Origin of the sequence: Nioella nitratireducens (assembly GCF_001879715.1) — a bacterium.
Classification (GTDB): Bacteria; Pseudomonadota; Alphaproteobacteria; order Rhodobacterales; family Rhodobacteraceae; genus Nioella; species Nioella nitratireducens.
In genome coordinates this window covers 1-14,624 of the sequence record NZ_MNBW01000037.1, presented here as the reverse complement: position 1 = coordinate 14,624, position 14,624 = coordinate 1, and the positions used below count along the sequence as shown (strand labels likewise).

Below are 14,624 nucleotides of genomic sequence, written 5' to 3'. Positions count from 1 at the left end.
CACCGCAGGGGAACGCGGCTTTCCAGTGGAAAGCCGCGAGGGAGGAACGCCATGAGCGGTAGCGAATGGCCAGCCTTTGAACAGTTGGCGGACGTGCCGGGCTTCACCGTCCCGGTGCACCGGGCGCTCACCGAGCCGATCCTGCTGGCCGGTGCACCGCGGGCCGTCGCGATCCTGAACGGCACGCTGGCCGGAGCCATCGGGCTCGGGCTGCAGCTCTGGGTCGCCGGGATCGTCATCGGCCTTCTGGGCCACCTGGTGGCGGTCTGGGCCGCGCGGCGCGATCCGCTCTTCGTCGAGGTCGGGCGTCGGCACTTGCGTCTTCCCGGTCATCTCGAAGTGTGAGCGCGCGCTGATGATGAACCTCACGGAATATCGCCGGAAAGGAACGCGGCTGGCGGATTACCTGCCCTGGGCGGCGCTGGTGGCGCCCGGCGTGGTGCTGAACAAGGATGGCAGCCTGCAGCGCTCGGCCCGGTTCCGCGGTCCCGATCTCGACAGCGCGGTTGCTGCGGAACTCGTGGCCGTGGCAGGGCGCATCAACAACGCTTTTCGCCGCTTGGGATCCGGTTGGGCGATCTGCGTGGAGGCGCAGCGCGTGGCCGCTGCCGATTATCCCGACAGCCGCTTTCCCGATCCGGCCTCGGCGCTTGTCGATGCCGAGCGTCGCGCAGGCTTTGCCGAGCAGGGGGCACATTTCCAGTCCGAGTATTTTCTGACCTTCCTCTACCTGCCGCCCGCCGAAGAAGCCGCGCGGGCCGAGACCTGGCTCTACGAAGGCCGCGACAAGACCGGTATCGATGCGGGCGAGGTGCTGCGCAGCTTCATCGACCGCACCGACCGCGTGCTGGCGCTCTTCGACGGCATCATGCCCGAATGCCGCTGGATGGATGACAGCGAAACGCTGACCTACATGCATTCCACGATCTCGACGCAGGCCCATCGCGTCCGCGTGCCGGAAACCCCGGCCTATCTCGACGCGCTTCTCGCCGACCAGCCTCTGACCGGTGGGCTCGAGCCGCGGCTGGGGAACGCCCATCTGCGTGTCCTGACCCTCTCGGGCTTCCCGACCGCCACCACACCCGGGATCCTCGATGATCTCAACCGGCTGGCCTTTCCCTATCGCTGGGCGACCCGCGCGATCCTGATGGACAAGGTGGAGGCCGCGCGGATGGTCGCGCGCATTCGCCGCCAATGGTTCGCCAAGCGCAAATCCATCGCCGCGATCCTGAAGGAGGTGATGACCAACGAGCAATCGGCGCTGGTCGACACCGACGCCGCCAACAAGGCCGCGGATGCGGACATGGCGCTGCAGGAACTCGGTGCCGATATCGCGGGCGAGGCCTATGTCACGGCGACCCTCATTGCCTGGGACGAGGACCCGCGTCGCGCCGACGAGAAACTCCGCCTGATCGAGAAGGTGCTGCAGGGCCGGGACTTCACCGCCATGGTCGAGACGGTCAACGCCGTCGATGCTTGGCTCGGCTCGCTGCCGGGGCAGGCTTACGCCAATGTCCGCCAGCCGCCGATCTCGACACTCAATCTGGCCCATATGATCCCGCTCCCCGCCGTCTGGGCGGGGGAGGAGCGGGATGCGCATTTCGACGGCCCGCCGCTGCTCTACGGCAAGACCGAGGGCGCGACGCCCTTCCGTCTGTCGCTCCATGTCGGCGATGTCGGCCATACACTGGTCGTCGGTCCCACCGGGGCCGGCAAATCCGTGCTGCTCGCGCTCATGGCGCTGCAGTTCCGCCGCTATCCGGGCGCCCAGGTCTTTGCCTTCGATTTCGGGGGATCGATCCGCGCCGCCACGCTCGCCATGGGCGGCGACTGGCATGATCTTGGCGGCGAGCTGACGGAGGGTGACGAGACAACAGTCTCCCTCCAGCCGCTCGCCCGCATCGGCGATCCTGCCGAACGGAGCTGGGCCGCGGGCTGGATCGGTGCGATCCTCGCCCGCGAAGGCATCGCGATCACGCCGGAGGTGAAGGAGCATCTCTGGTCCGCCCTGACCTCGCTGGCCTCGGCCCCGGTGGGCGAGCGCACGATCACCGGTTTCGCCGTCCTGCTGCAATCCACCGACCTGAAACAGGCCCTGCGCCCCTATTGCCTCGGCGGGGCGCATGGGCGGCTGCTCGATGCCGAGATGGAAGAGCTTGGCGCGGCCTCTGTCCAGGCCTTCGAGATCGAGGGGCTGGTCGGCACCGCCGCGGCACCCGCGGTCCTCTCCTCTCTTTTCCACCGCATCGGCGACCGGCTCGACGGGCGGCCGACGCTGCTGATCATCGACGAGGGTTGGCTCGCGCTCGATGATGAGGGCTTCGCGGGCCAGCTCCGCGAATGGCTGAAGACCCTGCGTAAGAAGAACGCCTCGGTGATCTTCGCCACCCAGTCGCTCTCGGATATCGACGCCTCCGCCATCGCGCCCGCGATCATCGAAAGCTGCCCGACCCGGCTGCTTCTCCCCAATGAACGCGCCATCGAGCCGCAGATCACCGCGATCTACCGCCGTTTCGGCCTCAATGACCGGCAGATCGAGATCCTCGCCCGGGCCACGCCCAAGCGCGACTACTATTGCCAGTCGCGGCGCGGGAACCGGCTTTTCGAACTGGGCCTCTCCGAGGTGGGCCTCGCGCTTTGCGCCGCCTCCGCCAAGTCCGACCAGGCGCTGATCTCGGATATCCTTGCCGAACATGGCCGCGACGGCTTCCTCGCCGCCTGGCTCCAAGCCCGCGGGGTCGGCTGGGCTGCCGAGCTGATCCCGGGCCTCACCAATCTTGCGCCGGAGCCCGAGGCACCGGACGCACCGATCCCCCAAGCCCCCGAACCCGCAAAGGAGACCACCCCATGACCCAAGCCGCCCATCGCCTGTCCCGTCTCGCCAGCGCCTCCGCGCTAGCCCTGGCGCTCGCAGCCCCCATCGGTCTTTCGCCGATCTTCGCGACGCCCGCCCAGGCCTTCCTCTTCGGCGGGGGCGGGCGCATCGTCTATGACCCGCGCAATCACGCCGAGAACATCCTCTCCGCCGCCCGCGCGCTCGAGCAGATCAACAACCAGATCACCCAGCTGCAGAACGAGGCGCAGATGCTGATGAACCAGGCGCGCAACCTCGCGAGCCTGCCGTATTCTTCGCTGCAGGCCCTGCAGCAGAATGTCGATCGGACCCGGCAGCTTCTGTCCGAGGCCCAGAACATCGCCTTCGATGTCGCCCAGATCGACCAGGTCTTCCAGCAGGACTACGCCAACATCCCCATGGCCGCGCCCGAGGCGCAGCTTCTGGCCGATGCGCGCTCCCGCTGGGAAAACACCGTCGGCGGGCTGCAGGACGCCCTGCGCGTGCAGGCCGGCGTCGTCGGCAATCTCGACGGCCAGCGCGCCGAGCTTTCCGCCCTTGTCGGCGAAAGCCAGTCCGCCGTCGGCGCCCTGCAGGCGACCCAGGCGGGCAACCAGCTTCTGGCGCTGCAGTCACAACAGATCGCCGACCTGATCGCGGTCGTGGCCGCCAATGGCCGTGCGACTGCGCTGGTCGAGGCCGAACGGTCCGCCGCGGCCGAACAGGGCCGGGTCCAGCGCGAGCGCTTCCTCACCCCGGGCGCGGGCTATCAGCCCGGCAATGCCCGGATGTTCAACAACTGAAGGGAGACAGGCCCATGGAGGGATCGGTCCTCGCGCGCATCGCGGCCATCGTCTTCGTCGCCATCGCGATCACCGCGGCGGTGGTGGAGATGGGCCGGGACGAGGCGGGGCAGGCGACGCGTCCGGCGACTCCCCTCATGCAGGAGGTCGACCCGCTGCGGGCCGAACAACTGCGCTGCCAGGAGCTGGGCGAGGCCGCGGCCTCCGATCCCAACTGCCTCGCCGTCTGGGCCGAGACCCGCGACCGCTTCCTCGGGCGCGACCGGACCGGGGGCGAGTGAGCCATGGGCGGCACCGGCGTCATCGACACCTTTCTCGGGGTCTTCACCTCTTACATCGACAGCGGCTTCGGGCTGCTGGGCGGCGAGGTGGCCTTCATCGCCAGCACGCTGATCGTGATCGACGTGACGCTGGCGGCCCTCTTCTGGGCCTGGGGCGCGGATGACGACATCATCGCCCGCCTCGTGAAAAAGACCCTTTTCGTCGGTGTCTTCGCCTGGCTCATTTCCAACTGGAACAGCCTCGCCGCAATTGTCTTCGACAGTTTCGCCGGGCTGGGGCTGCTGGCTTCCGGCACCGGGTTTTCGCCCGCCGACCTCCTTCGTCCCGGACGGGTGGCGCAGACCGGGCTCGATGCCGGGCGGCCGCTTCTGGAATCCACCGCCGATCTCATGGGCTTCGTCGCCTTCTTCGAGAACTTCATCCAGATCGCCTGCCTGCTCTTCGCCTGGGCGCTGGTGCTTCTGGCCTTCTTCCTGCTGGCCGTGCAGCTTTTCGTGACGCTGATCGAGTTCAAGCTGACCACCCTCGCGGGCTTCGTGCTGATCCCCTTCGGTCTTTTCGGGAAGACCGCCTTCATGGCCGAGCGGGTCCTCGGCAATGTCGTCTCCTCCGGCATCAAGGTGCTGGTTCTGGCGGTGATCATTGGCATCGGCTCGACGCTCTTCGGCCAGTTCACCGCCGGCTTCGGCGGCGTGACACCCACGATCGACGAGGCCATGGCGATCGTCCTGGCGGCGCTCTCGCTCCTCGGTCTCGGCATCTTCGGCCCCGGCATCGCCACAGGCCTCGTCTCCGGCGGGCCACAACTGGGCGCAGGGGCCGCCGTCGGGACCGGGCTCGCCGTGGGAGGCGCCACCGTCGCGGCGGGTGGCGGGGCCATGCTCGGCGCCCGCGGGGCCGGGGCGCTCGCCTCGGGCGGGGCAACCGCCACGCGCGGCGCTGCTGCCGCCACGGGTGCTGCCTCCACCGCCTATAGCCTCGGATCGATGGGCCAGAGCGGCGCCGCCGGTGTTACCTCCGGTCTCGGCGGCTTGGCGCGGGCAGGGGGCGCGGCCGCGCTTTCGCCCCTGCGCCGGGCCGCCGCCGCGGCCTCGGGGGCCCTCAAGGCGAGCCATGCCGCAGGTGCTCGCTCGGGCTTCGCCGCCACGGGCGGCACCTCATCCATGGGCAGCGTTGCAGGTGCGTCGGCTGCCATGGCCGCCCCCGCGGGCAGCCCACCGGCCTGGGCGCGCTCCATGCACCGCAGCCAGGCCATGAGTCAGGGCGTCTCCGCCGCCACCCACGCGCTGCGGGCCGGGGACAGTCCTGGCTCCGGCGCCTCCGTCCCTCTCTCTGAAAGCGACCGCCCATGAGCCTCTTCAAACGCGCCGCCGCGCATTACGGCAAGACCCCAACCCCAGAGACCCCCTACCAGAAGGCCGCCCAGGTCTGGGACGAGCGTATCGGTTCCGCCCGGGTGCAGGCGAAGAACTGGCGCCTCATGGCCATCGGCTGCCTGATCCTCGCGGGCGGTTTCGCGACGGCGCTGGTCTGGCAATCGGCGCGCGGCACCGTCGTGCCCTATGTCGTCGAAATCGACCGGCATGGCGAGGCGCGCGCCGTCGAGGCGGCGAGTGCCGGGTATCGACCCAGCGATCCGCAGATCGCCTGGCATCTCGCCCGGTTCATCGAGGAAGTCCGGGGCCTGCCCGCCGATCCCATCGTGGTCCGACAGAACTGGCTTCGCGCCTATGAGTTCACAACCGACCGCGGGGCACTGGCGCTGAACGACCATGCCCGCGCCAATGATCCCTTTACGCGCGTGGGCGAGGACCAGGTCTCGGTCGAGGTCTCGAGCGTCATCCGCGCCTCGCCCGACAGTTTCCGGGTCGCCTGGTCCGAGCGGCACTATGAGAACGGCCAACTGGCCCGGACCGAACGCTGGACCGCCATCCTGACCATCGTGATCGACCCGCCACGCACGGCGGACCGCCTGCGCGCCAATCCCCTCGGAATCTATGTGAACGCGATCAGCTGGTCGCGGGAGATGAGCCAATGACCCGACCGATCCTGCCCGCCACTCTCGTTGCCACCCTGCTTCTGGCAGGCTGCGCCAGTGACCGTCCGCCCGCATTCGCCTATGACGACGCGGTTCCACCCTTGCCGTCACCCCCCGTGACAGCACCCGATGACCGTCCGCGCCCGCTCCATGTCCCGCCCGCTTGGACACCGAGCCGGGGCGGGGAGGCGGCCGCCACTCCCGTCGCCCAGGTCGGCAATGCCAATGCCGCCGCCCGCGTCGATCCGCGCCAGGCCGGGTATTTCAACGCGATCCAGATCTATCCCTGGTCGGAAGGCGCGCTCTATCAGGTCTACGCCGCCCCGGGCCAGATCACGACCATCGCGCTCGAATCTGGCGAACGTCTGGCGGGCACCGGCCCGATCGCGGCAGGCGACACCGCGCGCTGGATTATCGGCGACACCGAAAGCGGCGCGGGTCGCGACACCCGCGTCCTCGTCCTCGTGAAACCCACCCGGCCCGACATCCGCACGAACCTCGTGATCTCGACCGACCGGCGGACCTACCTGATCGAGCTCAACGCCAGCGAAGAAACCTGGATGCCCGCCATTTCCTGGGCCTATCCGCGCGCGCCCGACGCCCCACGCGTCGCGCCCGCGACGCCGCGCATCCCGCCCGCGCATGCACGCAACCACCGCTACGGACTGCAGGGCGACAGCCCGCCCTGGCGGCCGGTCTCGGTCTTCGATGACGGACGCCGGGTCTATGTCGTCTTCCCGCGCGGCATCGCCCAGGGCGAGATGCCGCCGCTTTTCGTACTTGGCGCCGATGGGGAGCTGGAGATCGTCAATTCCCGCATCCACGGAAATGTGCTGATCGTCGATCGCCTTTTCGGCGCGGCCGAGCTGCGCCTTGGGCGCGGTCCACGGCAGGAGGTGGTCCGCATCCTGCGGATCGAACCCCAAACCGACGCGACCGTGGTGCGGCAGGAAGCGGAGCGGGGGACATGAGCGAGACTTCAACCGATACCGCCGCCGCGATGAGTTTGCGTGCCGATCCGCCGCGCGTCACGCGGATTTCGCGCAAGGTAATCGTCGGACTTGGCGTCGTTGCGGGCCTCGGGATTGGTGCCGCACTAATCTTTGGCTTGCAGCGCCCGGACAGGTCTGCGGCGCCGGAAGAGCTGATCACAACCGATCGCCGCCAGCCCGCCGATGGTCTCCGCGATCTGCCCGGTAGTTATGACGCGATCCCGCGGCTCGGACCGCCCCTGCCGGGCGACCTTGGCGGCGGCATCCTCGACGCGCAGCAACGTGGCCAGCCCATCGCGGCTCCAAGCCTCGCGCCCCCGACCATGGACCCAGCGGAACAGCAACGGCTCGCCGAATTGGAGGCCGCTCGGGTCAGTGACCTCTTCTTCCAGACGCGGTCCGGGACACCGACGTCTCCGGGGTTCCAGATACCGCCTGCAGCACCCGGGGGCGGGATGGCGGCCACCCCAGAAACCGATCCACGCCAGGCCTTCCTGACCGGTCCGACCGACCGTCGGACGGTCGCCCCCGACCGCTTGCAGCCGCCAGCGTCCCCATACCTCCTGCAGGCCGGCTCCGTCATCCCGGCCGCGCTGATCACCGGTATCCGCTCCGACCTGCCTGGCCAGATCGCTGCGCAGGTCACCCAGAACGTCTATGACAGCCCCACCGGCAGCCTGCTCCTGATCCCGCAAGGCACCCGCCTGATCGGCGCCTATGACGACAGCGTCACCGTCGGCCAGCGCCGCGTGCTGCTCGTCTGGACCCGGCTGATCTTCCCCGATGGGCGATCTCTTGTGCTCGAACGCCAGCCCGGGGGGGATGCCGCGGGTTTTGCCGGTCTCGAAGACCGCGTCGACAATCACTGGGCCAGCATCCTGCGCGCCGCGGGGCTTTCGACCTTGCTGGCCGTGGGCGCGGAGCTTTCCCTCGACGAGGAAGACCGCCTCGCCCGCGCGCTCCGGGACGGGGCCCTCGACACGATCAACGAGGCCGGACAGCGCATCGTTCAACGCCAGCTGGAGGTCCCGCCGACCCTCACCATCCGTCCGGGCTTCCCCGTCCGCGTGATCGTCACGCGCGATCTCGTCTTCGCGCCACCCGGAGGCTGACATGACCAAGCTGAAACTCGGGCCGATCCCGGACGACAAGCCTGTGAAACTCACCTTGGACCTGCCAGAAGAGCTGCATCGGGACTTGATCGCCTATGGGGAAATCCTCGGCCAACAGGCCGGGCAGGGGCCAATTGAACCCAAGAAGCTGGTGGTCCCCATGCTCGAGCGCTTCATCGCAACGGATCGCGGCTTCGCGAAGGCGCGGCGCTGAGGAGGCCAGGGCCGTTGATTGCTTTGGTCGCAATTAAAGGAAATGCAAATTTGCTTTAGTAGAGGCTTATGGCCTTCTTGGGTTGTCCTCGTGCGACTGACAGGCGCGCATATCCTACAAACGGCTTTGACGCCAAGGTATCCGAGGAGACTCAAGAAAACCTACCAACTAAAGCCCGAGTGCCGCATCCATCCGTTCATGTTCGAAGGCCGGAGCGCAGGCGTTCAACCCAGCGCCGGCAAGCCCCTGGTGGCGCAGCTCGTCCCGCCACGTGTTACCGATGCTTTGTGCCATATCCCGCGCCAAGGCCCGGGCTTCCGGCGCACTGATATCGAAAAACTCAGCTGCGTCGATTGCGGCAGAAATGTCCGGCTCATGCCCATGGACGCGGCTGATCCCGGTTTCCATCTGGGCGTGTCGCCGGGGCTGCGGATTGACGTCGAAGAGCGGCGAAAGACGCCACAGGTTCTGACCCGCATAGATGAACCCGTGGTTCTTCAGGTGGTCATCCGTGTTGGTGACAAGGATCCCAAACACCATGCGGCGCCAGATTTCCCCCAGATCATCGCCGGGCCGGGCCGAAATGCTGCGGATGATATCCGCAATATCCGTGTAAAAGCCGCTCGCATGTCCAACCTTGCCCAGGGCGGTGCGCGCGGAGATATAGGGGACCCGGCCGCCGCCTCGGCGATCAAAACGGCTGAAGAGTCCGATCGGGTGCGCGCTGCCAGGCAGCTCAAGCCGACATTCCGGCGTACGCAGACCAAGACGCCCGGCCAGCTTCATCGTCGCCACCTCGAGACGTTCCACCGGCCATGTGTCGTTGATGGAGGTGAACTTGGCGAGCCAGAGCCGGTCCCCATCCCTCACATTGGCTTTCGGTCGCGCCCCGCCCGGCGTACCGGCGGCACCAACGAGATCCAGCGCATCTTGCTCCGCGCCTGCCGGGTCTTGTTCGAACCTTTGTGCGATCTTGAGCAGGTCCTCGATATCAGCCAGGCGCGGGACGGCTTTTCCGATCCGCGGGAATGGCTCACCGTTTTCCTGCAAAAGGCGTAGTGCGCCTTGGCGGGCGGTATCGTCGCATGCGGTCAGGAAGTCGAACTCGGTTGCCGCTTCGCCCAGAACCCGACGCATCAATTTGCGGCCCCAGCTGTCTGGGGACGTATCCGCAAAGGGCCCGGCGATAACATCACGCTTCCGGCTGTCGCGCCCGCCGGAGCTGGCGTGATAGGGCGTGTTCACCCGCGGCATTTGCGGGCAGAGGTCGAAGCCGCGCGGGTTATCGAGCCAGTCCTGATCATAGAGGAAAGTGGAATGCGCGCGCCGCCCATCCGTCTCAAAGATCAGACGGCCGACCGGAACCAGCCCTTCCCCGAGAGCGACACGCGCCACGGCCATCAGAAAGCGCTCCCTTCGTCATCGATCTCATCCGATCTCTCTTGCGTGATGGCCGATCTGCCGGAGGCCGGCTTGCGGCGATTGACGATCCGCTCTGGCAGGCGGGCTTGATCGAGGACCAGGCCGGTATCGTCTTTCGCCGGATCCAGAATTTCGCCGAGCCGGTGGAGCTCGCCAAGGACCATGAGAGCCATGGCCATTGTCTCGAGCCGCACACCGCCATCGCCCATCTCGAGTTTGGCAAGCGTCTTGTCGGTCACACCCAGGCGCTCACAGAAATCTGCGACGGACATGCGCCGCTTCTTCCTGGCCACACGGATGTCATGGCCAAGTCGTTTCAGGGCGGTCTGAACTTGGTATGAAGACATGTTTGACCGGAGAAAACTCCGCCTTGTGCTGCTATATCCGTACTTTTGTCCGTGTTAGGCGGTTTTACATGGGAAGTCAATAAAATGCACCGCAAGGCGGAATATAATCCGATGTAAAACTCTCAGAGTGGACTTTTGTCCGAGTTAATGTGCAGGGTCTTGTGACCTTGCTGATCATCAGCGGTGGGTCGGGCAGGTCGCACCAGACGTCCCTGCCGTGCGTGTACCTTGCCTGAGACGCGCTCAGGCTGCGACCGCGGCAGGCAAGGTTCGCGCCAACAGGCGTTTCAGGGCTTCGATATGCGCATGTGCAGGGCCTGTGACATCCAGAGTCGCAACTTGGAGGGTCTCTTCGGCGCCGTCGCTGCCGATCGCGTAGCGGGTCGAAATCGGCTCCGGCGGCAGATCACCATGGTGTGGATAGAGCAGCATGACCTCCGGGCAGCGGTAGAGCTGGCTATAGGCCATCAATTGATACACATCGGCCTGGCTGACACCCTGCTTCGGGTCGTCGATGCGCGGCGCCATCCGTTTCCATTTGGTGTCGATGACGAGGACGGTTCGATCCCCCTGCCGGATGATGAGGTCCGGCTTGGTCCGAAACCGCCCCGTACCCGCTTCGAACAGGCAGTCACGGTGCCCGCCTTGCGCTGCGACACGGTAACCGCTTCCGGCCAGAGCACGGGTGACCAGTCTGGCGACGTATTGCTCGAACAAGGCATTCATCTCGAACAAGAGCGCATGACCATCTGTAGCCCCGGCACTGGTCTGCTGATGTCGATCCCCAAGCAGGAGCCGCGCGAAGGAAAGAAGCTCGCGCCACCGCTGATTGGTCCGATCCAGTATGATGTGGTCCCATCGAAGCGCAGGGACGGGAACCTCGGTCACGTCCGCATAGGCGAAGCCCAACTCGCGCAGGATACGCTGATTGTCAGGGGCCTGAGCCACACGCTGCAAACGGGTCACGGCGGCGCGCATCACCTGGTTGAGCGCAATGTCAGAGGACAAGTCATCATAGCGACAGGCCAGCTTTTGCGGTGCCACTGCATGGCGTGAAAACTGCCGGGTGACATCCAGCCTGCCGCGCAGGGCAGGGAGGTCGTCTGCGTGCTCCACATACCGGCGCGGCAGTCCCATGCGCACCGCTTCCATGAGGCGCGCACAAAACAGCCGGATCAACAATTCCAGAATGGTGTCCTTCTGCCATCCGAGCTGGGCCAACGATCCTGCATCAATCCGCAGATCGTGAACCACCGCCAGCATGTGGATCAGGCGGCGGCGAAGGGCTTCGTCCGTAGTCTCGTATTCTCCCAGGCCCTCGATCTTCGGGAGGATCTCCAACTGACAGTCAGGCGCGGCAATCACGCCGACCACGCCGCGCGCCCGCAACCCTTTGCGGCCATGTTCAAGAACACCTTCGCCGCCACGCCCTGCGAAGCTCGAGCGCGCCGCAACGGCGGCAATCCGATCAGCCTCGGCGGGCGGGATGGTCCTGTCGTCATCGCCGTAGCCGATGCGCTGCCATTCGCGGAGCGTGCGGCGAATCATGAACCGAGCAGCCGCGCGTAATCGAAGCTGTCTTCGCGAACGTCCCACCGGAAGCGCGGCATCGCCTCGCCATTGTCGAGCCCCGGCGGCGCCTTCAGGACAGACCTGTTCAGAAAGCCCCCCTTGATCGGCCCGTCATGAGTATCCAGATCGCCCAGCACCGCGGCGATCTTGCCCCAGTCTTCGAAGAAGTACTCGGCGAGCAGGGGGATCACCTTGTGCCGCATGACCTCGTCCACATCCGCTCGAGAGTCGCAGCCGGTGAAATAGGCATGACCGATCCTGTGGTCACGGTCATAGAGGTACTCGATCCGTTCATTGATGATTGCCAGAAGGACCGGCAGATCGATGCCCGTGCGGGCGGCAGTGTCCTTCAGAACAATCGGATCGGGCACAATTTCGCGGAATGTGAACCGTCGCCGCAGCGCCGTATCGAGCAGGGCGATGGAGCGGTCAGCCGTGTTCATGGTGCCAACGATGTGCAGATTCGATGGAACACCAAACTCGTCACCGGAATAGGGAAGGCGCACCTTCAGCTGGTTCGGCTGACCGAGCCGCTTGTCCGATTCCAAGAGCGTAATCAGCTCGCCGAAAACCTTTGAGATATTGGCGCGGTTGATCTCGTCGATGATCAGAACGAAAGGTTCGGGTTCGGATGGCCCCTCGTTCTGCTGGCTGTTCATGTAGCGTTCCAGAGCCGGCACGTTGAGCTCGGCATCATAGAGCGCGTAAATCGACTTCTGGGAGAATTTTCGCGAGTAGATCTCGCCGACTGGTACGCCTTCGCGGTCGATCCAGAGCCAGCGGACGGCCCGCCGATGGGCATAGTCGCCTTCCGGGCGAGGTGCAAACTCGTAGCCACCTGTAAACACACCGATTGCCCGAAACAGGCCATTGCCTTTCGACACGATGACGATGTCACCGTCTCGGACCCAGTTCCGGAAAATGAACGGCATCTGCACCATACCGGATCGCGCATCCACATTGGCGTTGTGGTGGCCCTGCGCCTTGCAGGCTTCGATGATGGCTTCGCGGTTCGCGAACTTGTCGTCTGACCAGTCGATGTCCTCGAAGCCAAGGAGGGCGTAGCCGCCCTTGATAGCCTCCTCGAAGAGATGCGCGTCTTCAGGGTTGTTCGCCTCGCCGATCGACATCTTGAAGACCTGGCGGCCTTCAACACGTATCGTTTCCTCGTCGGATGCATGCCCACGGCTGGTCTCCGCGCGTTTCGCGATACGCCTGAAAATGCCGGGCACCGTCTCCAGCCGGAAACCGCCCGAGGATGTGTCCTCGCTATCATCCGCGCCGGTCATCGGCTGTCGGCCCTCGACGAACTCTTCATAGGCCATGGATTGGTGGAAGGTGACGAATTCGATCCGTCCCGCGGCCAGCAGGCCTTGGTAGACGGCCATGAGATCGTCGCGGTCCTCCGGCATTTCCTCCCCACATAGCCTTACGGCTTCGGCCGCCGTACGATAGGTCTTCCCGGTGCCAGGCGGGCCGAACAGGATCAAATTTTCTGCGTCTGTTTTTGCTGAATGCGGCATGTCTTCGCCTTTTGTGAAGCCTTTCGGTCTGAGCTCGAAGGTGAACATTGTCGTGGTACTTCTCGCGGGTCCCTCAATTCTGGGAGCAGGCACCTTGGCCAGCGACTGAAATTTTTCGCCTTCCAAGGCCTGACAGACGTTCGCCCAGTTTTTCTCGAGCCCGCATAGATCGTGAAGTTCACCTGCGCGAATGGCGACGCTTGACTGTCCAGCTTCCCGCGCCGGTTCGATGAAGTAGTTGAGGGCCACGAAACGGGCCCTGTCGGCACCGCGCATCAGGTGCGAGTATTCTTCCGGCAGCGGCAGCGGAAGGTCATTCTTGTCAACGATGACATATCCCGCCTCGTGCAGTTTTGCCGCCGCATCAGAAGGTTGGCTCCAGCCACCGTTCAACGTGCTTGAGGTCTTCTGACTTAAAAATCCGACGATTGGTTTTGTCGGGTACTTTCTGTCCTCTCGAGGCTTTGTCGACCTGACCCAGTATTTCGTTGGTTCCTTGAAAGCAGAAAACACGGTCTCAAACTCGGCCGTTTCGCGCAAATCGAAAGCATCCATGGCTGCTTCGATCGCCTCGCGTGTCAACGTGTCCTTGTCTTGCGTTTCCGTAGGCCGCACGATTTCGTAGCCGAGTTCCTCGAGCTTCGAGAAGGCTTGCGCCTCGCCAAATCCGTTGAAGAATTCTTTCGCGTTCAGAACAATTCTTTCAGGCAAATACTTCAATGCGACAACGACGATAGCCTTGGCCGGATATGTGAGGCCATTGCTTCGATCTGCAAACCTAGTCTTTATCCTGGTAAATCCGCTGTTTGCCAGAAATGCACTTTCTCCCAGCGAGCGGCACTCTTCCATTGCGCCTTCAATCTCCTTGCGCGACAGTCGATCAACCAAAGACTGATGGGCCGATTTGTCTGGCATGTTGCGACGGGTTGCCAGAAAGCTGTGATAGAGTTCGAGGGCTTGCCGAATGCTGGCCAGCCCAGTTCTCAAGACACCGTTTATTGGTACTGGTGAAGGGTTTGGTCGTCCTTCACGTTCATCTTCAGTGCTATATGCGAACTGCTCGAGAACCTTTTCTTTCGTCTGAGTTGAAAAAATTTCATCGAGATCACCAAGGTACTGCTCTACCCGTTTCGCACTGCTGATCCGAGAGGAAACCGTCTGGGCTGACTGACCTTTTTCTTCCAGCCACGCCTTGAATTCATTCTCGTCCCTCAAATTACTGTCCTTCGTTGTTCATCTGACTGCAGTCTTCAACGGGGCTATGCTTCGAGATACCGCCTGCGATCGTAATCAGTTGGGATCGCGTCTTGAGCTTCGGATATCGGAATTATAGACTGTATTTCAGACAGATGTAACCTGAGTTGGCGGCACCGTATGGGGCTGATTAGGTCGTATTGACAAAAGGGATTCCCATCGGCTCGCAGGCGTGATTCAAGCTGGTATCTGTTATGGAGACCAGCTTGGCACGAGACCTGATGTCGGACAA

Annotated in this window: 13 protein-coding genes; 9 read left to right on the top strand and 4 right to left on the bottom strand. The window is 64.6% G+C overall.

Annotated features, from left to right (window positions below; translation table 11 throughout):
- Window positions 1-51: 51 nt before the first annotated feature.
- The 9 genes from BKY27_RS18885 to BKY27_RS18845 are packed head-to-tail and all read left to right on the top strand — an operon-like array spanning window position 52 to window position 8,274.
- The gene (locus BKY27_RS18885) at window positions 52-345 is read left to right on the top strand and encodes a VirB3 family type IV secretion system protein (RefSeq protein ID WP_071676018.1); all 294 of its coding nucleotides are present in this window, start codon (window positions 52-54) and stop codon (window positions 343-345) included.
- A 10-nt stretch (window positions 346-355) separates the two neighbouring features.
- On the top strand, window positions 356-2,851 hold the full coding sequence (trbE, locus tag BKY27_RS18880; RefSeq protein ID WP_071676017.1) for a conjugal transfer protein TrbE: 2,496 nt from the start codon (window positions 356-358) through the stop codon (window positions 2,849-2,851).
- Entirely contained in the window at window positions 2,848-3,636 is a 789-nt protein-coding gene (trbJ, locus tag BKY27_RS18875; protein WP_071676016.1) for a P-type conjugative transfer protein TrbJ, read from the top strand. The genes trbE and trbJ overlap by 4 nt, the downstream gene beginning before the upstream one ends.
- A gap of 14 nt (window positions 3,637-3,650) precedes the next feature.
- Complete coding sequence (trbK-alt, locus tag BKY27_RS18870) at window positions 3,651-3,917, top strand: putative entry exclusion protein TrbK-alt (RefSeq protein ID WP_071676015.1); 267 nt, start codon at window positions 3,651-3,653, stop codon at window positions 3,915-3,917.
- Between the two features lie 3 nt (window positions 3,918-3,920).
- A complete protein-coding gene (trbL, locus tag BKY27_RS18865) occupies window positions 3,921-5,270 on the top strand; it encodes a P-type conjugative transfer protein TrbL (RefSeq protein ID WP_071676014.1) in 1,350 nt (449 codons plus the stop codon).
- Window positions 5,267-5,956, top strand: a complete 690-nt coding sequence (gene trbF, locus BKY27_RS18860; protein WP_071676013.1) for a conjugal transfer protein TrbF — start codon at window positions 5,267-5,269, stop codon at window positions 5,954-5,956. Before trbL ends, trbF begins: the two co-directional genes overlap by 4 nt.
- On the top strand, window positions 5,953-6,927 hold the full coding sequence (trbG, locus tag BKY27_RS18855; RefSeq protein ID WP_071676012.1) for a P-type conjugative transfer protein TrbG: 975 nt from the start codon (window positions 5,953-5,955) through the stop codon (window positions 6,925-6,927). The genes trbF and trbG overlap by 4 nt, the downstream gene beginning before the upstream one ends.
- Window positions 6,924-8,060: a TrbI/VirB10 family protein gene (locus tag BKY27_RS18850; RefSeq protein ID WP_071676011.1), complete on the top strand. Its 1,137-nt coding sequence runs from the start codon at window positions 6,924-6,926 to the stop codon at window positions 8,058-8,060. The genes trbG and BKY27_RS18850 overlap by 4 nt, the downstream gene beginning before the upstream one ends.
- A 1-nt stretch (window position 8,061) precedes the next feature.
- Entirely contained in the window at window positions 8,062-8,274 is a 213-nt protein-coding gene (locus BKY27_RS18845; RefSeq protein ID WP_071676010.1) for a DUF2274 domain-containing protein, read from the top strand.
- A 168-nt stretch (window positions 8,275-8,442) separates the two neighbouring features.
- Here BKY27_RS18845 and BKY27_RS18840 read toward each other — a convergent pair whose 3' ends face one another.
- The 4 genes from BKY27_RS18840 to BKY27_RS18825 all read right to left on the bottom strand — a co-directional run bounded on the left by BKY27_RS18840 (window position 8,443) and on the right by BKY27_RS18825 (window position 14,353).
- Window positions 8,443-9,675 carry a type II toxin-antitoxin system HipA family toxin gene (locus BKY27_RS18840; protein WP_071676009.1) on the bottom strand — a complete coding sequence of 411 codons (1,233 nt, stop codon included), beginning with the start codon at window positions 9,673-9,675 and terminating at the stop codon, window positions 8,443-8,445.
- Window positions 9,675-10,043, bottom strand: a complete 369-nt coding sequence (locus BKY27_RS18835; RefSeq protein WP_071676008.1) for a helix-turn-helix domain-containing protein — start codon at window positions 10,041-10,043, stop codon at window positions 9,675-9,677. Before BKY27_RS18835 ends, BKY27_RS18840 begins: the two co-directional genes overlap by 1 nt.
- Before the next feature lie 243 nt (window positions 10,044-10,286).
- Entirely contained in the window at window positions 10,287-11,591 is a 1,305-nt protein-coding gene (locus BKY27_RS18830; protein ID WP_071676007.1) for an McrC family protein, read from the bottom strand.
- The gene (locus tag BKY27_RS18825) at window positions 11,588-14,353 is read right to left on the bottom strand and encodes an AAA family ATPase (RefSeq protein WP_199559134.1); all 2,766 of its coding nucleotides are present in this window, start codon (window positions 14,351-14,353) and stop codon (window positions 11,588-11,590) included. Before BKY27_RS18825 ends, BKY27_RS18830 begins: the two co-directional genes overlap by 4 nt.
- Between the last annotated feature and the right edge of the window lie 271 nt (window positions 14,354-14,624).